Source organism: Streptomyces botrytidirepellens, from assembly GCF_003721215.1.
GTDB classification, from domain to species: Bacteria; Actinomycetota; Actinomycetes; order Streptomycetales; family Streptomycetaceae; genus Streptomyces; species Streptomyces himastatinicus.
This window is the reverse complement of record NZ_RIBZ01000320.1, coordinates 1-17,666: the sequence shown is the minus strand read 5'-3', so window position 1 is coordinate 17,666 and position 17,666 is coordinate 1. Positions and strand designations below refer to the sequence as shown.

Genomic DNA, 17,666 nt, shown 5'->3' with positions numbered 1-17,666 from the left:
GTGATACGGAACACAACGGAGGGGGACGTTCCGGCCCGCGGGTGGAAACCCGCGGAGCGAACGGCATGATGGGCGAAATCCTGCGTCACATCTGCCCCGGGAGAAACACCTTGGCCGGAGACCCCCACGCCATAGCCATCGTCGGGGCCGGTCCCCGCGGCACCAGCGTGCTGGAGCGCCTCTGTGCCTCCGCGCCCGAGCTGATACCGGGGACCAGGCTGACCGTGCACCTCGTGGACCCGTCCCCGCCGGGCGCCGGGCGAGTGTGGCGGACGGCACAACCGGGCGAGTTGCTGATGAACACCGTCGCCTCGCAGGTGACCCTGTTCACCGATGACAGCGTCGAATGCGACGGACCGATACGCACCGGGCCGAGCCTGTACGAATGGGCCACCACCGGCGACGACGCCCCCGCCCCTTCCCTCGCCCCGGACGACTATCCGAGCCGCGCCCTCTACGGCCACTACCTGGAGTGGGTGTTCGCCGAGGTCGTCCGCACCGCCCCCGGCACCGTCACCGTCCGCGCGCACCCGGCCCGCGCCATCGGGCTGGAGGAGACACCGGACGGCACCCAGACCCTGGCCCTCGACGACGGCACGCGCCTCGATGGACTGCGCGCCGTCGTTCTGGCCCAGGGTCATCTGCCCCGGACCCCCGACGAGACGGAGAAGCGGCTCGGCGCCCACGCGGCCCGCCACGGGCTGCGCTACTACCCGCCCGCCAACCCCGCCGATGTCGACTTGTCGCCCATAGAGCCCGGTGAGCCCGTGCTGCTCCGCGGCCTGGGCCTCAACTTCTTCGACCACATGGCGCTGCTCACCGAGGGCCGCGGCGGTTCGTTCACGGCCGTCACGGAAGGCGCCCCGGGAGGGCTGGTCTACCACCCCTCGGGCCGCGAGCCACAGCTGTACGCGGGGTCGCGCCGCGGCATCCCGTACCACGCCCGCGGCGACAACGCGAAGGGCGCGCACGGCCGTCACACCCCGCTGCTGCTGACCCCGGACGTCCTCGACGCCTTCCGCAAGCGGGCGGACTCCGGCGATCCGCCGGACTTCCGCGCGGAGGTGTGGCCGCTGGTGGCCAAGGAGGCCGAAACCGTCTACTACGAAGCCCTGCTGTCCCGCCAAGACCCGGGCGCCCCACCACACTTCCGGCGTCACTTTTTGGCCACTTCCCCCGGCTCCCCGGAAGAGGCCGACGTCCTGCTGGCGTTCGGTATTCCGACAACCGGGCGATGGTGCTGGGAGACGATCTCCCAGCCCCACCGCGAACAAAACTTCACCACGCGTGACGCCTTCCGGCGGTGGCTGCTGACGTACGCGCGCGCGGACGCGGCCCACGCGCGGCTTGGCAATGTGGCCGGTCCGGTCAAGGCCGCGCTCGACGTCCTGCGCGACCTCCGCAACGAGGTGCGGCTGATCGTCGACCACGGCGGGCTCTCCGGGGTCTCGCGCCGGGCCCATCTCGACCGCTGGTACACCCCGCTGAACGCGTTCCTGTCGATCGGCCCGCCGCGCCGCCGGATCGAGGAGATGGCCGCGCTGATCGACGCGGGGGTGCTCGACATCCTGGGTCCAGGTCTGGACGTCACGACCAAAGCACCTGATGGGCCGTCAGTTCAAGCGGGCTTCGCCGCCCACTCGACCCTCGTTCCCGGCCCTCCGGTGATCGCCCGGACGCTGATCGAGGCACGGCTGCCGGAGCCGGATCTGCGCCGCACCGCCGACGCGCTGCTGAGCGGACTGCTGCGCGACGGGCAGTGCCGACCGCACCGGGTGGAGGGCTACGAGACGGGCGGACTGGACGTCACCCCGGCCCCGTTCCGGATCGTGGACGCGCAGGGACGCCCGCATCCGCGCCGGTTCGCGGTCGGGGTGCCGACGGAGGGCGTCCACTGGGTGACCGCGGCGGGGGCGCGCCCCGGCGTGAACTCCGTCACCCTGTGCGACACGGACGCGGTGGCGCGGGCGGTGCTGCGCCTGGCGACGCCACCCGAGCCGCACCGGAAATCCGCGCCGATGTGCGCCGCGGGGCTCTGAGGAGCGGCCCCGGACACAGCCTCGAAGGCCCTTCCCGGGCCCCCACATTGGCAGGTTCTTGAACTTGCAACAAAAGGTGAGGGGAACCTAACCTGTCGGTCCGTTGTTTCTCCGTCCCCAGGAACAAGGAGCAATCCCCTCATGTCTCCCGAGACCTCCCCCCGCTCGCTCGACGGCCTGTTGGAAACCGGCAGACCGTACGTGCTCTCCCTCTTCCGGATCGTCGTCGGCCTGCTCTTCTTCTGCCACGGCGCCTCGTCGCTGCTCGGCTGGATGGGCGGCGCGATGGGCACCGGCAAGACCGTCGAGGCGGGCACCTGGCCCGGCTGGTACGCCGCGGTCATCCAGCTCGTCGGCGGCGCCCTGGTGATGCTCGGCCTCGGCACCCGCATCGCCGCGTTCATCTGCTCGGGCTCGATGGCCTACGCGTACTTCCACGAGCACCAGCCGGAGAAGCTGTGGCCGCTTCAGAACGGCGGCGAGGCCTCGGCCATGTTCTGCTGGGCGTTCTTCCTCATCGTCTTCACCGGCCCGGGCCCCTGGGCGCTGGACCGGATCTTCGGCTCGTCCCGCGCGTCCGCGGCGGCGGCCGAACCGCGGCGCCAGCCGAGCGCGGTCTGATACGGGCGGGCGCGGACTGACCGGCGAGCCCGGTCCGACCCGCGAGCGCGTTCTGACCGGCGAGACGGAAACGTCCGCACCGTGAACGTGCGGTGAATCGCGCCATGCGGGGCCATGCGCCCCGCATGGCGTGATTCGAACAGCATCGTCACCCCTTACCGGTATCCTCAACGGTCACAGGCGTACGCTGTATGGCTGTACAGGCCGCTCCCGCCCGCCCCGCGCGGACGAGACGCGGCGGCGGGGGAACGGGATCGGGAGAAGAACGTTGTTGGAACATTTGGGGTCGCTGACCAACACCCCATGGATCTACGCAGTCATCGCCATTTCGGTCCTACTCGACGTCTTCCTGCCCGTTCTGCCGAGCGGCTTCATCGTCATCACGGCCGCCACCGCCGCCGCGGGCACCACCGTCGACCCGGTCGGCGTGGTGCGCCAGGCGGACGCGGCCGACTTCCCCGCGATGTTCGCGCTGCTGCTGTGCGCCGCGACCGCCTCCGTCCTCGGCGACATGGTCGCCTACCGGCTGGCCTGGCGCGGCAGCGACCGGCTCGACCGGGCCATCGCCCGCTCCCGCCGACTCACCTCCGCCCAGGAGAAGTTGGGCACCGCGCTGGTGCGCGGCGGCGGACCGCTCGTCGTCATAGCCCGCTTCGCCCCCGCCGGACGGTCCGTCGTCAGCCTGAGCGCGGGCGCCGCACACCGTCGGGTGACGGAGTTCCTGCCCTGGTCGGTGGTGGCCGGTCTGGCCTGGGCCGCGTACGGCGTGGCGCTCGGCTACGTCGGCGGCCAGTGGCTCGGCGCCAGCTGGCTGGGCACGGCGGTGTCGGTCCTCGCGCTGTTCGCCGCGGGTGCGGGCGCGGCGTACGTGATGAAGCGTCCGGCCGAGGACGAGCCCGGACCGCTCGCGGGCCCCGTCGCCACGGCGCCGTAGGCTCAGCGGTCGATTACGGATCATCGCGCGATTGCGGTTACGGTCCTCCCCATGCGACTCATGCGTCCCATGCGTCACTTCGTCCCCCCGGTCCCGGCACCGGTCCCGGCATGCTGAGCCGTGCGGCCGGGATGTTCGCGGCATTCGTCGCCGGCCTCGCGCTGGTCGTCGCCGCCATCCTCGTCGTACGGCAGATCATGGCGCCCTCCGAGCCCAAGCTGCCCGTCGTCCCGGACGCGCGGCGTCCGATCGTGGAGCGGGCGGCGAAGGTCTGCTCACCGCTGAGCGTGCCGCTGCTGGCCGCGCAGATCCACGCGGAGAGCAACTGGCGGCCGGACGCGGACTCCGGACACGCCCAGGGCATCTCGCAGTTCGCCCCGGACACCTGGAAGGAGTGGGGGCGGGACGGCAACGGCGACGGCAAGGCCGACGTCTGGGAGCCCCGGGACGCGATCCCCGCCCAGGCGCACTACATGTGCCACCTGTACGGCGTGGTCGACGAACTCCCGGGCAACCGGACCCGGCTCGCCCTGGCCGCGTACAACGCGGGACCGGGCGCGGTGCTCAGGGCGCGCGGCATCCCGACCATCCACGAGACCCGCGGCTACGTGGACCGCATCGTCAACACGCTGCTGCCCCAGTACCGGAAGAGCGAGACGCGCTACCAGCGGAGCGAGGCGAAGCGCAATCGCGCGCGCTCCGCCTCACCGTCCACCTCCGCCTCGTCCTCCCCCAGCCCACCCGCGCCCCTCTCCGCACGGACTACCCGCCAGCGGCTATGAAGTCCTCCACGGCCCGGACGAGTTCCAGCGGCGTCTCGTCGGCGGGGTAGTGCCCCGCCGACGCCAGCTCGACCAGGTCGGCATTGGCGTACCAGCGCAGCCACGTTTGGCGCATCACCTCCGCGGTGAGCGCCGGATCGTGGGCGCCGACCACCACCCGCACCGGCAGCTGGGAGCCGTCCACCTCCTCGTGGAAGTCCTCCAGCGCCCAGGAGTCCAGCCACGCCCGGAACGCCTTGGCGTCGCTGTGCTCCAGCGAATGCCGCACCATCAGGTCGAGCCAGGCGTCCGGATGACGGCCGCCCGTGGTGAGGTCGATGATCGCCCGTCGGCTCTCGGGCCGGTCGGCGGCCGACGCGAACAGCTCCCACTGCTCACCCTCCATCGGCACCCCGCTCGCCGGTACGGGAGCCACCCCGACCAGCCGCTGGACGCGGTGGGGGGCCGCCGCCAGCACGCGCTGGACGACGGCGGCGCCCATCGAGTGCCCGAGCAGCGAGAACCGCTCCCACTCCAAATGGTCGGCGAGCGCGAGCAGATCCCGGCCCGCCTCGCTGGTGGTGTACGCGCCGGGGACGTCACGCGCTTCCCCGTAACCGCGCAGATCGGGCAGTACGTAGGTGAAGGCGCGCCGGTCGATGTGCGGCAGCATCGCGGCGTAGGCGGCGCGGTCCGAGAACCAGCCGTGCACCGCCATGACGTGGTGCGGTCCTTCGCCGACGGTCTCATACGGTGGAACGAGGGGTGGAACAAGCGGTCCCATGGCACCTCCGGTCCCAGTCGAATGCGGACACGCGGCGCGCGCCCGCTGGTGGACAACGGTGGCGTCTCGCGCGGAAGTGGGCAAGCCCGGTGCGCATATGCGCCGGGCGTCCCCCGTACGGGTCACCCATACGGCCCACCCTGACGGCTCGCCCTGAGGGTGGGCCCTGGCGGCTCGCCCTGACGGCTCGCGCCGGGGCTCACCCGTACGGCGGGCCGCCCGCGCCGCTCAGCGTGTCCGGTCGTACCCGCCGGGCCGTCCGTAGTGTCATGACCGCTGTGGCGCGCGACGGCGGGGACGAGAGCGGCAGCGGGGCGTTGCGGAGCCGCACCCCCACATCCCCGCGCACCGCCGTCATGACCCTCGCCGTGGCCGCCGTCTACTACGCGGGCGCCCAGCTCGGTCTGCTCCAGGAACTGGTACGCGGCCAGGTCACCCCGCTGTGGCCGCCCACCGGGATCGCGCTGGCCTGCCTGCTCCTGCTGGGCCCCCGCAGCTGGCCGGGGATCACCCTCGGCGCCCTCGCGGTCAACGCCCCCATCGGCCCCGCGCCCCTCGCCGTCCTCGCGATTGTCGCGGGCAACACCCTGGCCCCGCTGTGCGCGTATCTGCTGCTGCGGCGGGCGGGCTTCCGTACGGAACTGAACCGGCTCCGGGACGCGCTGGCCCTGGTCTTCCTCGGCGCCCTGGCCGGAATGCTGATCAGCTCCACCCTGGGCACCGCCGTCCTCGTCCTCGCGGACGCCCTCCCCGCGAGCGCCTTCTGGCCCGCCTGGTCGGTCTGGTGGACCGGGGACGCGATGGGCGTCCTGGTCGTCACGCCCCTGCTGCTGGCCGCCCGCCGGGCCCGCCTCCCGCGCGGCGTCAGCCCGTACCGCCGGCTGGAGGCGGCGGCGCTGCTGCTGGGCACGGCGGGCGTCATGCTGGTGGCCACCCGCTCGGCCGCCAGCCTGCTCTTCCTCGTCTTCCCCTTCCTCATCTGGGCCGCGCTCCGCTTCCAGCTCCCCGGCGCCGCGCCCTGCTCGCTCATCGTCACCGTCCTCGCGATCCAGGCCACGGCCGAAGGCGTCGGCCCCTTCGCGGGCCACTCGCTGCTGGCGCGGATGGTCACCCTCCAGGCCTTCAACGGCTCCACGACGCTTACCGCCCTCCTCCTCGCGGCGATCATCGCCGAGCGCGACCACACGCGGCGGCAGATCGAGCAGGTGTGCGTCCAACTCGCCGAAACGGTGGCGCGGCTGACCCCGGACGAGCCGGAACCGGGCCGCTAGGAACGGCATCTACCAGTCCGTACGCTCACACCCGGCTTCCGAAGGACCCCATGACCACGACGGCAACCCGCCACCTCTATCTGACCCGGCACGGCGAGGCGACCCCGGACGAGCGCGCGCTGACGGACGACGGCCGCCGCCAGGCCGTCCTGCTCGGCAAGCGGCTCCGGAACGTACCGCTGACCGCCATCCACCACGGCCCGCTCCCGCGCGCCGCCCAGACGGCACGCCTGATCGCCGCCCAGCTCGACGACGTACCCGCGCACGCCTGCGAACCCGCCGGGGACTACGTCCCGCATACGCCGGAGCGCGACGAACTCCCGCCCGACGCCGCCGACGTGCTCCTCGACTTCGTCCACCGCGTCCCCGCGGACCAGCGCGCCCACGGCCCGCGGCTGGCCCACGAAGCGCTGGAACGCTTCACCGGCCCGGCGCCCGGCGCCGAGGACCGCCACGAACTGGTGGTCACCCACAACTTCCTCATCGGCTGGCTCGTGCGGGCCGCGCTCGACGCACCGCCCTGGCGCTGGATGGGCCTCAACCACGACAACGCGGCCCTGACCGTCCTCCGCTACCGCCCGGGCTTCCCCGCCTCCTTGGTCTCCTACAACGACACGTCCCACCTGCCCGCCGTGTAACCGGCCGCCCAGGGAACAGGACAGGGCGAGGCGTGCTCGGGATCCGGGCAGACAACCCGGGTCAACGCCTCGCGCAGTGCGTCCATCCGCGGGCGCCCGACCCGCAGCCCGACCCGGATCTCCCGCACCCCCCGTTCCCCCGGGTCGGCATCCGGATACTGGCACCGCCACTGCTGCGGCAGCTCCTCATACAGCTCGCGGTCCTCCACCGCGACCACCGCCAGCTCGTACGCCTCCGGCCCCTCGTCCAGCAGCCGACGGAACCCGTCGACGACCCGCGCGAGGTCGTCCTCGGTCGCGTACACCCCGATCCGGATGACGAAGTCCTCCTCCGCGCCGCCGCTCAGTAGTAACCCCTCCCCCCGTCGATCAGCTCCCGCATCGCGTCCATGTGACCGGCGTGCCGGGCGGTCTCCTCGATCATGTGGAACAGGATCCACCGCACCGAGGCGGCGGCATCGTGCAGCGTCGGGTGCCGCCCGACGTCGTCCAGCGCATGCTCCGCGATGATCGCGTCCGATACCGCGCACTGCTGCTCGTACTCGGCGAGCAACTGGTCCAGCGGAACCCCCGCCACCCGCATGTCCGCGTCCTCGACCCCCTCCTCGAACCGCGGCCCCTCCGCCGCGCGCCCCATCAGGACGACCTCGAACCAGAGGTGCTCGACCCACCTCAAATGGGACACCACACCGGCCATCGTCATCAGCGGCGAACCGGGCAGCACCGCCCGATGGGCATCCTCGAGGGACAGCCCCTCACACTTCCAGTGGACGACCGACCGCTGCATGTCCAGCCAGCCGACCAACTGCGTCCGCTCATCGGCCCCGTACGCGGGCCGCACCCGTGCAGGAATCATGTCCGCCGACGCTACTCCACCCCCCTGCATCCCGCGCCGGAGTTTCGGCGTAGGCCGTACGACTACCGGACGAAGGCCGGACCCGTGCTGTAGGGCCCGGCCTTCCGCATCCGAGTCACGCGCAGCCCAGCAGCGTGAATAAGGACAGGAATCACGGTACGGCCCCCCACCGACAACCGCCGGAGCCTGTGGATAACCAACCCCCACGGGTCACAGCGCGGCCGACAATTCCTCGTGCAGCCCTTCCAGGGCGGTGTGGTCGTCATCGCTGCCGGTGTGCGGAGCGGCGAACCAGCGGGCGTACTCGTCGATCTCGGACAGCCGCCAGTCCAGCGCGAACAGCTCGACCATCGCGGGGTCGGCGTCCAGGCGGTCGCCCGCGCCCGCGGTGAGCAGGTCGGCGTAGTCCCGCTCGCGCGGTGCGAGGGCCAGCGACTCCCAGTCGACCAGCCTCAGCCCGTGGGCGTCCACGACCTGGTTGTCGTGGTGCGGCTCGCCGTGGGTCGGCACCCAGGAGTCCTGGTGCGCGAGGGCTAGGTCCGCGAGTTCGTGGTACCGGCCCGTCCAGCGCGTGATCGCGTCGCCGTGGTCGGCGATCGCGGTGCGGGCCTCCTCCGCCAGCGGGCCGGACGTCCAGGGCCGGGCGGCGGTGCNATCGCGTCGCCGTGGTCGGCGATCGCGGTGCGGGCCTCCTCCGCCAGCGGGCCGGACGTCCAGGGCCGGGCGGCGGTGCGGGCCCGCAGCTCGTCGGCGAAACCGGTGCCGACGCGCGGCGCCCAGCGCCGCAGGCCGTCCGGTGGCGCGGCGCCGTGCAGCGCGGCCAGCGCCGCGCGGACCTCCCGCAGGTGGTCGGGCTCGCGCGCCTCCGCCTCCGTCGGCGTCCGCCCCTCCAGCCACGGTGTCACGCTGAGCGTTCCGGCCCCGACGTCGACGGTGAACCGCCCGGACCGGGCGGGCAACGGCGCGCACACCACGTTCAGCCCGGCGCCCGCCAGCACCGCGGCCCCCGCGTAGGCGGTCTCCAGCGACGCCGCGGTATGCCGGGGCGCCAACTGGTCCAACGTCACGAACAGGGTCGTCCCACCACCGGCCACCCGCCAGTGGTGGGCGCCGAACCCCCAGGGCAGATAGCACGCCTCGGCGACCTCGGGCAGCCAGTGCGCGGCGACCGCACGCGCGACCGCGCCGTCGGTGATGAAAGAGGGACGGGACAACACAAGGCTCACCCTAGAAACGATGCACGTCGTCGTCACCGGAATTTCCCCGGCTCGCGAGGGGGAGAGAGACGTGGTGACGACACGACGAGGACGTAAGCGGTCCTTACGCCGCGGGGCCTGGCCCACCGGCGCCGCACTGCTGCTCATCCTGGCCCTGACCTGGGACACGGTGTGGCCGTACGTCGTCGGAGCGGCCCTCGTGGCCCTGCTCGGCGGCGCCCTCTGGTGGCTGCGTACGACGCACCGCACGGCGGTCGCCGGACATCGCGCCTGGCAGGCCGAGGAGGAGCACAAGGCGCGCGAGCGCTCCATGGCCGAGGTCGACGCCATGACGTGGCAGCGGTTCGAGCGGTACGTCGCGGAGCTGTGCTGCCGCGACGGCTGCACCCAGGTCGTCGTCTCCGGGAAGTCGGGCGACCTGGGCGCCGACGTCACCGGCCTGATGCCGGACGGCCGTCGGCTGGTGATCCAGTGCAAGCACTACGCGGCGCACCGCACCGTATCGAGCGGGGACATGCAGAAGTTCCTGGGCACCGCGAAGGCCGAACACGGCGCGGACGTCGCGGTCTTCGCCACCACGGCCGACTTCACGCGCGCGGCCCGCACCCTGGCCGTGAAGCACGGCATCCTCGCCCTGCACCGCGACCTGCTCGGCGCCTGGGTCAGGGGGGCCACCCTGGAGTCCCTGATCCCGCTCAACGGAGCGGGCAGCGGCCCACCGCGCGGCCGCCGGGCGCGCGGGACGTAACGGCGCGGCGCGTGAGTCCGCGTCGATCTGGGCATGCCTGGATGGGGGACGGGGGCGGAGGATGAGCAATAACGTACCGGGGGGTCACGGCCTGCTGCGCAGATTTCGCGCCGCCCTCGCACTGTGCATTCTGCTCGGCGGGCTGAGCCTCGCCCTGGTGTCCAACGACCGTGACGGCTTCGGCTGGGCCGTGCTCAATGAACTGGCCGTCTTCGCCGCCGCCGGTGTCGCCGTCCCCTTCTACTACGACCTGTTCCTGCGGGACGCCGAACGCCAGCGCTTTCTGGAGGAGATGGGGCAGCAGCTCGATGCGCGGCTGTGTGCCCGCGAAAGCAGCCACGGTCTGACCGTTCATGCCCAGGGCCGCCCTTCTCCGACCGAGAAGGCCGAATTCATCGCCGGGGCACGTTCCCAGATCATCGAGGTCGGCATCGCCCTGCGCAGTCTGGCGAGCCTGTTCGTCTCGCGTCCCGAGCGGGATCTGGTCGACCCCGTACGTCGGCTCCTGAGCCAGGGCGTGAACATCACCTACGTCGTGGCGGATCCCGCATCGGCGCTGGTCGCCGAGTACGCCCGAAGCATCGGCGAACCCGACCTGCCGCAGCGGGCGGCCGATTCCGCCCGCCAGTTGCTGGAGGTCGCCAGGCGTTTCGACGCCGAAGGCCATCCCGGACGCATCGTCGTGCACGTCACCGGGCAACTCCCCACCTGCTACCTGAGCATCATCGACCCCGACTCCGAGGCGGGCCGCTGTCGCACCTCCCCCTATCTGCCCGGGGTACGGCGAGCCGACTCACCCGTGTTCGACATTGCCCGGATGACCCAGCGCGATCTGTTCGAGCGCTACGTGGCCTATACGCGCCGCATGCTGGACGACAGCAGGCCGATCGCCTGAAGCGTTGTCAGTACCCGGATCACACCCCTAGGTTGGCGAGCGGACGATGTTCGACGGGACGAGGGCGAGGAGGAGTCCGTCACCCATGGCTCGCACGCGATGGCATCCGCCGGAGCGCTTCTTCAACGCCGCGAACCGCGTGGTCCGGCCGCTTCTCCGGTCCCGGCTGCACCCGCTCGTGAGCGGTCGGCTCATGCTGCTCACCTACGAGGGCGCCAAGTCCGGCCGCACCTTCGCGATTCCGGTGGCCTACTACCGCCCGGCCCCGGACGAGGTGTGGGCCTTCGGCGCGCGGACCGGCTGGATGAGCAACTTCCGGAACCGTCGCACCGTACGTCTGCGGCTGCGCGGCCGGGAGGTACGCGCCGACGCCACGGCCGTCGAGGACCGGGAGCAGGTGGCGCGCCTGCTGGAGGAACTCGTCCAGCGCAAGGGCCCCGGGGCGATCCGGGACCCGTTCGTCGGCTTCCCGCGCGACCGCCACCCGACGCACGAGGAGGCGCTGGCCGCGGCGGACCGGGTGCGCATCGCGCGCTTTCACCTGGCGGCCAAGCCCTGAAGGCTCTGTGCCCAGGCCTCAGGACCGGTCGAGTCGAAGCCGCTCGGCCCTCGGCAGCCCCGCGACCACCAGATCGTAGGAGTCCTCGATCAGCTCCCGGACCAGCTGGTCCGGGAGGTCGCCGTCCACCGTCACCGTGTTCCAGTGGCGCTTGTTCATGTGCCACCCCGGCACGATCAGCCCCGGGTGGTCACCGCGCAGCCGAAGCGCGGCCTCCGGCTCGCACTTCAGGTTCACCGTCAGGGGACGCGCGTCCAGGGTCGTCAGCGCGAAGATCTTGCCGCACACCTTGAAGGCCGAGACTTCCGGCACCCGGGGGAACGGGAACTCCTCCGCAGCCGCGTTGAAGGACGCGCAAAAGGACCGCAGCTGCTCGGGGGTCACTCCAGGTCTCCTCGATCTCGGCTGATGGGGATGGCGCCACAGCTCTACCAGCCCCGCGACGGACTCTGCCACATCCTCCACCATGGGCCCCGGCACGCACCCACCGTCCATCCGTCCCGGCCGACGCGCCCCTCCTCCATCACGTGGTGTCGTCGTCCGGGCCTTTCGCGAAAAGGCCGGCCAGCCGGGCGCGGGTGACCACCGCGATGGTGAAACCATCGGTGATGTCTCCCTGGCCGATCAGCTCTTCCGCCCGGCTGAAGGGCATCACGACGGCCCGTCGGATGCCCTCCGCCCTGTCCAAGGTCCCGACTCCGGGGATACGAGCCGCGTACAGCTCGGCGTGGCCACCGAGTAGTCCACTGTCGGCGTGGACCGTGCCGAGCGAGATCAGTTCCCCGGCCCGGACACCCAGCTCTTCCTCGAGTTCCCGGATCGCATTCGCCGGCCCGCCCTCCCCCTCTTCCCCCATGCCGCGGGGTACCTCCAAGTGCCAGGCACGGGTGGCATGCCGGTAGTGCTCGACCAGGACGATGTCGGAGCCGGTGCCCATCAGCGGCAGGACCACCACCCCGGGGGCGTCTCCCGCGGGCAGCATCCTCACATACAGGCCCAGGCTGCCGTCAGGGAAGCGAACGGCGTCGCGAACGACCGTGATGAACCGGTCGGCGTACACCACACCGACCGGCTCATCGGACCCGGCGCTGCATCGGGCCGCCTCGATATCGACCGGGTCGAGCAGGATCTCGATCCCGCCCGGTACGTTGACGAACATCTCCGGATGCTTCCGGCGCAGGTCCTCGTAGGAAGTGTCGGGAGACTTCACGGTGCTTCAGTACTCCAGTACATCGTCGTTCTCCTGGATGGTGGTCGAACTGGTGGCCGATGGAGCGGCGCGGTCCTCCGTGTATCCCGGAAGCCTCCGGGCCAGATCGCGGAACTCGTTCCACTCACGTTCGCTGTCGAGCCGGACGGAGGCGATCTCGCGGGCGAATTTCTGCTCCCGCTGTCCGGCCGCCCGATTACGCAGGATCATCTGCACGGAACCACCGAGTGACCCCACCGACGTGGCTCCGAGGCTCGCTGCCACGGACCACCCCTCGACACCGGTCAGCGCGGTGAATACCGCCCCGCCCACCGTGAGGACGACTTCGAGGACAGGCGACCACTTGTTCGCCTCGGCCTTGGACCCGCGACGGGCCTCGACAAGCCTGACGATTTCGGAATTGAGCCGAATGTAGCGATCGAATACGTCTCCGACATGGGAATGGAAGGCGGCGGGATCGGCCGTCAGCGAACTGAACGCTTCCATGTAGCGATGCCACGGCCCGCTCTGCCGAAGCGACCAGATGTCTTCGAGGGCCAACGTGTCGATTTCCGAAGGCGTGAGACGGTCCTGAACGGTGGAGAACGCCTGCCGCTGGAGAAACTTCACCAACTGCTCGGGGTCGCGAACGGTAGCGCCCGCCGAAGCGACGCGTATGTCCCGCCACTCCTGTAACGCCACCCGGCGCAGGCTTCCGGTCGGAGTCAGCGGGTACATGCCCAGGGCGTCCGCGAGATTGACGTTGTAGATGAGGTCCAGCAGGTGCTTGACCTCGGCGGAGAAGGGCTTGCTGCCGTCATACCTGCCTTCGGAGACGGGCGAACCGTCCACGCACACGAACTCCTCGTACAGCAGGTTCCGGGTGACCGCGGCGTCGCGGATGCGCTGCCTGTTGCTGAACTCGACCACCTCGCCGACCCGCTCCACGAACGCCGGCACCTTGTCGTTCGGCACACCCACCTGAGAGGCGAGCAGCGGGAGGTCCTTCGCGGTCAGCCCCTGCACCCGGGCGGCGAACGGGTTGATCAGAGCCGACCTGCTGTCCCTGGCGTTCTCCTGGTCGTTCCAGGACAGACGGACGCAGGTGACCTTCTCCGTGGCAGGCATCTCCGCCAAGGTTTCCCGCCAGGCATCGAAAGCATCCTCATCCAGATCCACGCCTTGCGGGCGGTCGGTGGGCTCCCGCTCCCTGAGCAAGAATGGAACCAAGGAGCTGTCCGCCAGCAGCTTCTGATGAGCCCTCCTGGCTTCTCCGCCGTCGACCAGATCACGGCTCACGGCAGGGTTGTTGTAGAAGAAAACCCTGTTCACAACGACTTGGCGAGTATTGATGAGGCTACGGAAGTACTCGGCTCGCACTTGGTCGTTACGGAGATCCTGGATATCCCGCAGGGACTTGCCTTTCGCGATCATCTTTCGCGTCAGGTCCGCACTGACCCACTGGTTGTCCAGCGACTGCGCGATGACGGCCCCCGGATCCAGATTCTCAGGACGCGCGCGGGTCAGCGCGCCTTCGCCGTCATGGCTGCTGCTCATGATCTCTCCCCCTGACTCAAGGCCCCACGGATGGAATCCGTTCTCGGGCGGGATCGGCTCCAAAACGCCGAATCGCCGAGCAGAGAGCAATCTGCCCAGAACCACCTGCCGCCAAGCTGACTCGTGCAGCAGACACCTTGTCGGCGGTGGTCGGCCTCGCTCTGCCACCGGCGAAGGGCCGGACGACCGTGCGGGCGGTCGTGCAGGCTGCGTCGTATGGAGGGCATCGAGGTACTACCGAGCCTGCGCATGCTTCGCTTTCCCGTGGGGGCCGCCTACCTGTGGCGGGACGGCGACGAGCTGACCCTCATCGACACCGGAACGGCCGACTGCGCGGCGGAAATCGAAGCCGCGCTGGACGGGGCATTGCGGCGGATCGTGCTGACGCACTGGCACGAGGACCACACCGGCTCGGCAGCCGAACTGGCCGAGCGGCACGACGCGGAGGTGGTCGCGCACCGGCTGGAGGCTCCGGTGATCCGGGGCGAGGCGGCCGGGGCGCCACCGGTGCTGGAGGAGTTCGAGGTACCGATCAAGGCGGCCATCCCGCCGCTGCCGCCCGCGCCGCCGTGCCGAGTGGACCGCGAGGTCGAGGACGGCGATGTGCTGGCGTTCGGCGACGGGGCATCGGTCGTCGCGGTGCCCGGGCACACGGACGGCTCGATCGCGCTCCACCTGCCCGGGCCGAGGGTGCTGTTCACCGGCGACGCGGTCGCCAACGTCGGCCGGACCATGCTGGGTGTCTTCAACACCGACCGCGCCCGGGCCATCGAGTCGCTGCACCGGATGGCCGAGCTGGACGTCGACACGGCGTCATTCGGCCACGGCGACCCGATCACCCACGGCGCCGCGGCCGCCCTGCGGGAAGCGTCGGCCGCAACCACGTGATGCCGGCGGCGCGGCAAGACCCCCAGCCGGGACCGGCTGGGGGTCTTCGTGGTGGTGGGCGCAGACGGGTTCGAACCGCCGACATCTGCCTTGTAAGGGCAGCGCTCTACCGCTGAGCTATGCGCCCTGAGCGAGCTGTCAGCCTACCTTGTTCGCGGGGCGGCGCCGCAATCCGGTCGGGGTGGGAAGAAAGCCGGAGACGCGAACCGTACCGACCTCTGTGTTCGTCCCTGGTGGGTGGGAGAATGACATCCGGGCCCGGGCGATCCAATGGGAGAGGTAAGTGGCGGCGACACCTGCGCGGCGGTGGTTCGGGGGACGCGGGGAGAGCCAGCGGGCGGAGGCGCAGGCGGCGAAGGATGCCGCGGCGGCCGCGTTCTACGAGCTGGACACCGCGCAGCGGGATCTGCGGATCTCGATCGAGACGATCACGGCGGTGGACGACTCCCCCGCCGCCCGCCGGGCCGCCGCCGACTTCGCGGCGCTCGGGCAGCGGATCGACCAGGTCAGCCACGACTACATCACCGCGGTGGACGCGCATGACCTCGACCGTGACGGGCTGGACGCGGCGGCGGCCGGGCGGGCGCGGGCGGAGCTGACTCGGGCGCGGGACGAGCTGCGGCGGACCAAGGCGGACCTGGACCGGTTCGGGCAGGGGCTCGGGCCGCTGCTCCAGCAGGCCGAAACGCAGCTCGCGCGGCTCGCGCCGGCGGTGGAGCGGGCGCGACAGGCGCTGCTGGCGGCCACGAACGCGCTGGACGAGGTGCGCGGCTCCGGGCTGCGGGCGGACGATCTCGCGGCGCGGCTGGCGGCGCTGTCGCCCGAGCTGACCAAGCTGAACCAGGGCGCCGGGCAGCACGGTGTGCAGGAGACCATCCGGCGCGCGGACGATGTGCTGCGGCGGGCGGAGGCCGTCCGCGGGGAGGCGGAGCGGCTGCCGGAGCGGGCGGCCGAGATAGACCGGCGGCTGGTGTCGCTGCGTACTCGCGCGCAGGCGATCACCACCCGGGCCGCCCAGGTGGAGCCCGTGCTCAGTGAGCTGCGCCGCCGCTACAGCGCGGCCTGCTGGCAGGACCTCCAGTCGGTGCCCGGGCAGGCGGCGCGGGACGTGGCGCAGGCGGAGGCGAAGCTCGGCGAGGCGCGGACGGCGCGCGAGGAGCAGCGCTGGCCGGACGCCACGGCCCTGCTCGGTACGGTACGGGCGCTGCTGAACACCACGGACGAGGCGGTGTCCGCGGCCGGGGACCGGTTGCGGCGGCTGGACGAGGTGTCGTTCAACCAGGACAAGGAGATCGAACGCACCCGTTTCGCGATCCGCGACGCGCAGCGGCTGGCGATGGCCGGGCGCAGCACCCCCGACCCGCGCCACGCCCGCCCGCTGGACGACGCGGTGGCGCGGCTGGAGGGGGCCATCGCGGGGCTGGAGGGGCGGCACCCGGACTGGTGGCACTTCCTCACGGAGATGGAGGCGGTCCGGCAGACGGCCGCCCGGGTGGTGCAGGAGATCCGGGATGAGCTCGGGGGCGGGGCCGGGGCCGGGCACTGAGTCAGGACGGCCGAGGATCGGGAATGGGGTTCTGGGGGCGTTCGGGCTGGTTATGCTCCTGACATGCCTCGCTACGAATACCGCTGCCGCGCCTGCGGGACCACCTTCGAGCTGAACCGGCCCATGGCCGAGTCCTCGGCGCCCGCCTCGTGCCCGGAAGGGCATGACGACACGGTGAAGCTGCTGTCGACCGTCGCCGTCACCGGTGGCTCCGCCGCCTCCTCGGCTCCCGCGCCGCCCGCCGGTGGCGGGGGCGGATGTTGCGGGGGCGGGTGCTGCGGCTGATCCTGGGAGGTACGTCACCGGGGGTGCGTAAACGGCACGTACCCCCGCGTACCCACCGCGGGTACGGCCTCGCCGGTTAGGAGGCCGACATGGCTACTGGCCGCCCCTCCCCCATCGGTCCGCACCCCGCCGGCACCGCGCGGCACTTTCCGGAGCGGATCGGCGGGCACACCAAGCTGGATGAGCATCTGCCGGTGGACCACCGGCTGAGCCGGGTCTATCGCCTCGGGGCGGGGCTGATGGGCCTGGTCCTGCTCGCCTTCGGGATCCTCGGGCTGACCGACAACATCGGGTTCTTCGACACCGGGGGCGCGACCGTCGCCCAGCTGAACACCAACGGTGCGCTGAGCGTGCTGTCCATCGCCATCGGGGGACTGCTGTTCGTCGGCATGGTCATCGGCGGCAACTTCGCCTCGACGCTCAACATGGTGCTCGGGCTGCTCTTCCTGCTGAGCGGGTTCGTCAATCTCGCGCTGCTGGAGACCAGCTTCAACTTCCTGGCCTTCCGGCTCCAGAACGTGCTGTTCAGCTTTGTGGTGGGCCTGATGCTGATGTGGTTCGGGATGTACGGGCGGGTCAGCAGCAAGCTGCCGCATGACAACCCGTACTGGATCTCCCGCCACCCCGAGCAGGCCCAGCGCGAGGCCAAGGCGCGCGAGATCTTGGCCGCCCGGCGGCGGGCCGCGGAGGGCGGCGCGGAGCAGCCCGGACAGCCGGGGCGGCCGGAGCAGCCGGAGCAGCGGAGCGCGGTGGACCGGGTGGGGGGCGAGGAGGCCGTCGACCGGGCAGCTGACGAAGGGCAGCCGCCCGGGAAGTGGGGGAAGCTGGACCGGGCGCCGGGCGAGGCCACGGCCCCGCCCGAGGCAGCCGCCCCGCCC

Annotated in this window: 21 protein-coding genes and 1 tRNA gene; 13 read left to right on the top strand and 9 right to left on the bottom strand. The window is 71.5% G+C overall.

Annotated features, from left to right (window positions below):
* The first annotated feature begins 65 nt into the window (after positions 1 to 65).
* The 4 genes from EEJ42_RS28030 to EEJ42_RS28015 all read left to right on the top strand — a co-directional run bounded on the left by EEJ42_RS28030 (position 66) and on the right by EEJ42_RS28015 (position 4,376).
* Positions 66 to 2,039, top strand: coding sequence for an FAD/NAD(P)-binding protein (locus EEJ42_RS28030; RefSeq protein WP_123104190.1), 1,974 nt, complete (start codon positions 66 to 68; stop codon positions 2,037 to 2,039).
* A gap of 141 nt (positions 2,040 to 2,180) precedes the next feature.
* Complete coding sequence (locus EEJ42_RS28025) at positions 2,181 to 2,660, top strand: DoxX family protein (protein ID WP_123104188.1); 480 nt, start codon at positions 2,181 to 2,183, stop codon at positions 2,658 to 2,660.
* Between the two features lie 268 nt (positions 2,661 to 2,928).
* Complete coding sequence (locus tag EEJ42_RS28020; protein WP_123104186.1) at positions 2,929 to 3,594, top strand: DedA family protein; 666 nt, start codon at positions 2,929 to 2,931, stop codon at positions 3,592 to 3,594.
* Positions 3,595 to 3,704: 110 nt separating this feature from the next.
* Positions 3,705 to 4,376 carry a lytic transglycosylase domain-containing protein gene (locus EEJ42_RS28015; protein WP_123104184.1) on the top strand — a complete coding sequence of 224 codons (672 nt, stop codon included), beginning with the start codon at positions 3,705 to 3,707 and terminating at the stop codon, positions 4,374 to 4,376.
* On the opposite strand, the gene EEJ42_RS28010 is transcribed toward EEJ42_RS28015, so the two are convergent.
* Entirely contained in the window at positions 4,357 to 5,139 is a 783-nt protein-coding gene (locus EEJ42_RS28010) for an alpha/beta fold hydrolase (protein ID WP_123104182.1), read from the bottom strand. The genes EEJ42_RS28015 and EEJ42_RS28010 overlap by 20 nt on opposite strands.
* Before the next feature lie 356 nt (positions 5,140 to 5,495).
* Between EEJ42_RS28010 and EEJ42_RS28005 the strand changes: the two genes are divergently transcribed.
* Together EEJ42_RS28005 and EEJ42_RS28000 are read left to right on the top strand one after the other, a co-directional pair.
* Positions 5,496 to 6,410 carry an MASE1 domain-containing protein gene (locus EEJ42_RS28005; protein ID WP_123104248.1) on the top strand — a complete coding sequence of 305 codons (915 nt, stop codon included), beginning with the start codon at positions 5,496 to 5,498 and terminating at the stop codon, positions 6,408 to 6,410.
* 50 nt (positions 6,411 to 6,460) lie between these two features.
* Entirely contained in the window at positions 6,461 to 7,048 is a 588-nt protein-coding gene (locus tag EEJ42_RS28000; protein ID WP_123104180.1) for a histidine phosphatase family protein, read from the top strand.
* Here the strand turns inward: EEJ42_RS28000 and EEJ42_RS27995 are convergent.
* From EEJ42_RS27995 to EEJ42_RS27980, 4 genes are all read right to left on the bottom strand, one after another.
* Positions 7,015 to 7,353 (bottom strand): hypothetical protein, encoded by a 339-nt coding sequence (locus tag EEJ42_RS27995; protein ID WP_221179436.1) that lies wholly within the window; start codon positions 7,351 to 7,353, stop codon positions 7,015 to 7,017. The two genes, EEJ42_RS28000 and EEJ42_RS27995, sit on opposite strands and share 34 nt — an antisense overlap.
* 38 nt (positions 7,354 to 7,391) lie before the next feature.
* The gene (locus EEJ42_RS27990) at positions 7,392 to 7,904 is read right to left on the bottom strand and encodes a DinB family protein (protein WP_123104178.1); all 513 of its coding nucleotides are present in this window, start codon (positions 7,902 to 7,904) and stop codon (positions 7,392 to 7,394) included.
* 210 nt (positions 7,905 to 8,114) lie between these two features.
* Positions 8,115 to 8,414 (bottom strand): hypothetical protein, encoded by a 300-nt coding sequence (locus EEJ42_RS27985; RefSeq protein WP_123104176.1) that lies wholly within the window; start codon positions 8,412 to 8,414, stop codon positions 8,115 to 8,117.
* Between the two features lie 23 nt (positions 8,415 to 8,437).
* On the bottom strand, positions 8,438 to 9,268 hold the full coding sequence (locus EEJ42_RS27980; RefSeq protein ID WP_123104244.1) for a phosphotransferase: 831 nt from the start codon (positions 9,266 to 9,268) through the stop codon (positions 8,438 to 8,440).
* Here EEJ42_RS27980 and EEJ42_RS27975 point away from each other — a divergent pair.
* The 3 genes from EEJ42_RS27975 to EEJ42_RS27965 all read left to right on the top strand — a co-directional run bounded on the left by EEJ42_RS27975 (position 9,258) and on the right by EEJ42_RS27965 (position 11,323).
* Positions 9,258 to 9,869, top strand: coding sequence for a restriction endonuclease (locus EEJ42_RS27975; protein ID WP_123104242.1), 612 nt, complete (start codon positions 9,258 to 9,260; stop codon positions 9,867 to 9,869). The two genes, EEJ42_RS27980 and EEJ42_RS27975, sit on opposite strands and share 11 nt — an antisense overlap.
* Positions 9,870 to 9,930: 61 nt before the next feature.
* Positions 9,931 to 10,764, top strand: a complete 834-nt coding sequence (locus EEJ42_RS27970; protein WP_123104174.1) for a hypothetical protein — start codon at positions 9,931 to 9,933, stop codon at positions 10,762 to 10,764.
* 85 nt (positions 10,765 to 10,849) lie between these two features.
* Positions 10,850 to 11,323: a nitroreductase/quinone reductase family protein gene (locus EEJ42_RS27965; RefSeq protein ID WP_246097437.1), complete on the top strand. Its 474-nt coding sequence runs from the start codon at positions 10,850 to 10,852 to the stop codon at positions 11,321 to 11,323.
* Positions 11,324 to 11,341: 18 nt separating this feature from the next.
* Here the strand turns inward: EEJ42_RS27965 and EEJ42_RS27960 are convergent, their stop codons facing one another.
* The 3 genes from EEJ42_RS27960 to EEJ42_RS27950 all read right to left on the bottom strand — a co-directional run bounded on the left by EEJ42_RS27960 (position 11,342) and on the right by EEJ42_RS27950 (position 14,069).
* Positions 11,342 to 11,707, bottom strand: coding sequence for an MmcQ/YjbR family DNA-binding protein (locus tag EEJ42_RS27960; RefSeq protein WP_123104170.1), 366 nt, complete (start codon positions 11,705 to 11,707; stop codon positions 11,342 to 11,344).
* 139 nt (positions 11,708 to 11,846) lie between these two features.
* Positions 11,847 to 12,533, bottom strand: a complete 687-nt coding sequence (locus EEJ42_RS27955) for an NUDIX hydrolase (RefSeq protein ID WP_246097436.1) — start codon at positions 12,531 to 12,533, stop codon at positions 11,847 to 11,849.
* 6 nt (positions 12,534 to 12,539) lie between these two features.
* Positions 12,540 to 14,069, bottom strand: a complete 1,530-nt coding sequence (locus EEJ42_RS27950; protein ID WP_123104168.1) for a hypothetical protein — start codon at positions 14,067 to 14,069, stop codon at positions 12,540 to 12,542.
* A gap of 216 nt (positions 14,070 to 14,285) precedes the next feature.
* On the opposite strand from EEJ42_RS27950, the gene EEJ42_RS27945 reads away from it, so the two are divergent.
* Positions 14,286 to 14,957, top strand: a complete 672-nt coding sequence (locus EEJ42_RS27945) for an MBL fold metallo-hydrolase (RefSeq protein ID WP_123104166.1) — start codon at positions 14,286 to 14,288, stop codon at positions 14,955 to 14,957.
* 52 nt (positions 14,958 to 15,009) lie between these two features.
* Here EEJ42_RS27945 and EEJ42_RS27940 read toward each other — a convergent pair.
* A tRNA-Val gene (locus tag EEJ42_RS27940) sits at positions 15,010 to 15,084 on the bottom strand.
* A 156-nt stretch (positions 15,085 to 15,240) separates the two neighbouring features.
* Between EEJ42_RS27940 and EEJ42_RS27935 the strand changes: the two genes are divergently transcribed.
* The 3 genes from EEJ42_RS27935 to EEJ42_RS53190 all read left to right on the top strand — a co-directional run.
* A complete protein-coding gene (locus EEJ42_RS27935; protein ID WP_123104164.1) occupies positions 15,241 to 16,503 on the top strand; it encodes a hypothetical protein in 1,263 nt (420 codons plus the stop codon).
* 63 nt (positions 16,504 to 16,566) lie between these two features.
* Entirely contained in the window at positions 16,567 to 16,788 is a 222-nt protein-coding gene (locus tag EEJ42_RS27930) for an FmdB family zinc ribbon protein (RefSeq protein WP_123104162.1), read from the top strand.
* Positions 16,789 to 16,877: 89 nt separating this feature from the next.
* On the top strand, positions 16,878 to 17,666 hold a 789-nt coding region (locus EEJ42_RS53190; RefSeq protein WP_246097435.1), incomplete at its 3' end, for a DUF4383 domain-containing protein.

What these genes read in the sequence shown, in the direction of transcription:
- EEJ42_RS27950 (WP_123104168.1), bottom strand. Translation starts at nt 14,069, where the DNA reads ATGAGCAGCAGCCATGACGGCGAAGGCGCGCTGACCCGCGCGCGTCCT.
- EEJ42_RS27930 (WP_123104162.1), top strand. Translation starts at nt 16,567, where the DNA reads ATGCCTCGCTACGAATACCGCTGCCGCGCCTGCGGGACCACCTTCGAG.
- EEJ42_RS28000 (WP_123104180.1), top strand. Translation starts at nt 6,461, where the DNA reads ATGACCACGACGGCAACCCGCCACCTCTATCTGACCCGGCACGGCGAG.
- EEJ42_RS28015 (WP_123104184.1), top strand. Translation starts at nt 3,705, where the DNA reads ATGCTGAGCCGTGCGGCCGGGATGTTCGCGGCATTCGTCGCCGGCCTC.
- EEJ42_RS28030 (WP_123104190.1), top strand. Translation starts at nt 66, where the DNA reads ATGATGGGCGAAATCCTGCGTCACATCTGCCCCGGGAGAAACACCTTG.
- EEJ42_RS28005 (WP_123104248.1), top strand. Translation starts at nt 5,496, where the DNA reads ATGACCCTCGCCGTGGCCGCCGTCTACTACGCGGGCGCCCAGCTCGGT.
- EEJ42_RS28010 (WP_123104182.1), bottom strand. Translation starts at nt 5,139, where the DNA reads ATGGGACCGCTTGTTCCACCCCTCGTTCCACCGTATGAGACCGTCGGC.
- EEJ42_RS27970 (WP_123104174.1), top strand. Translation starts at nt 9,931, where the DNA reads ATGAGCAATAACGTACCGGGGGGTCACGGCCTGCTGCGCAGATTTCGC.
- EEJ42_RS27990 (WP_123104178.1), bottom strand. Translation starts at nt 7,904, where the DNA reads ATGATTCCTGCACGGGTGCGGCCCGCGTACGGGGCCGATGAGCGGACG.
- EEJ42_RS28025 (WP_123104188.1), top strand. Translation starts at nt 2,181, where the DNA reads ATGTCTCCCGAGACCTCCCCCCGCTCGCTCGACGGCCTGTTGGAAACC.
- EEJ42_RS27945 (WP_123104166.1), top strand. Translation starts at nt 14,286, where the DNA reads ATGGAGGGCATCGAGGTACTACCGAGCCTGCGCATGCTTCGCTTTCCC.
- EEJ42_RS27965 (WP_246097437.1), top strand. Translation starts at nt 10,850, where the DNA reads ATGGCTCGCACGCGATGGCATCCGCCGGAGCGCTTCTTCAACGCCGCG.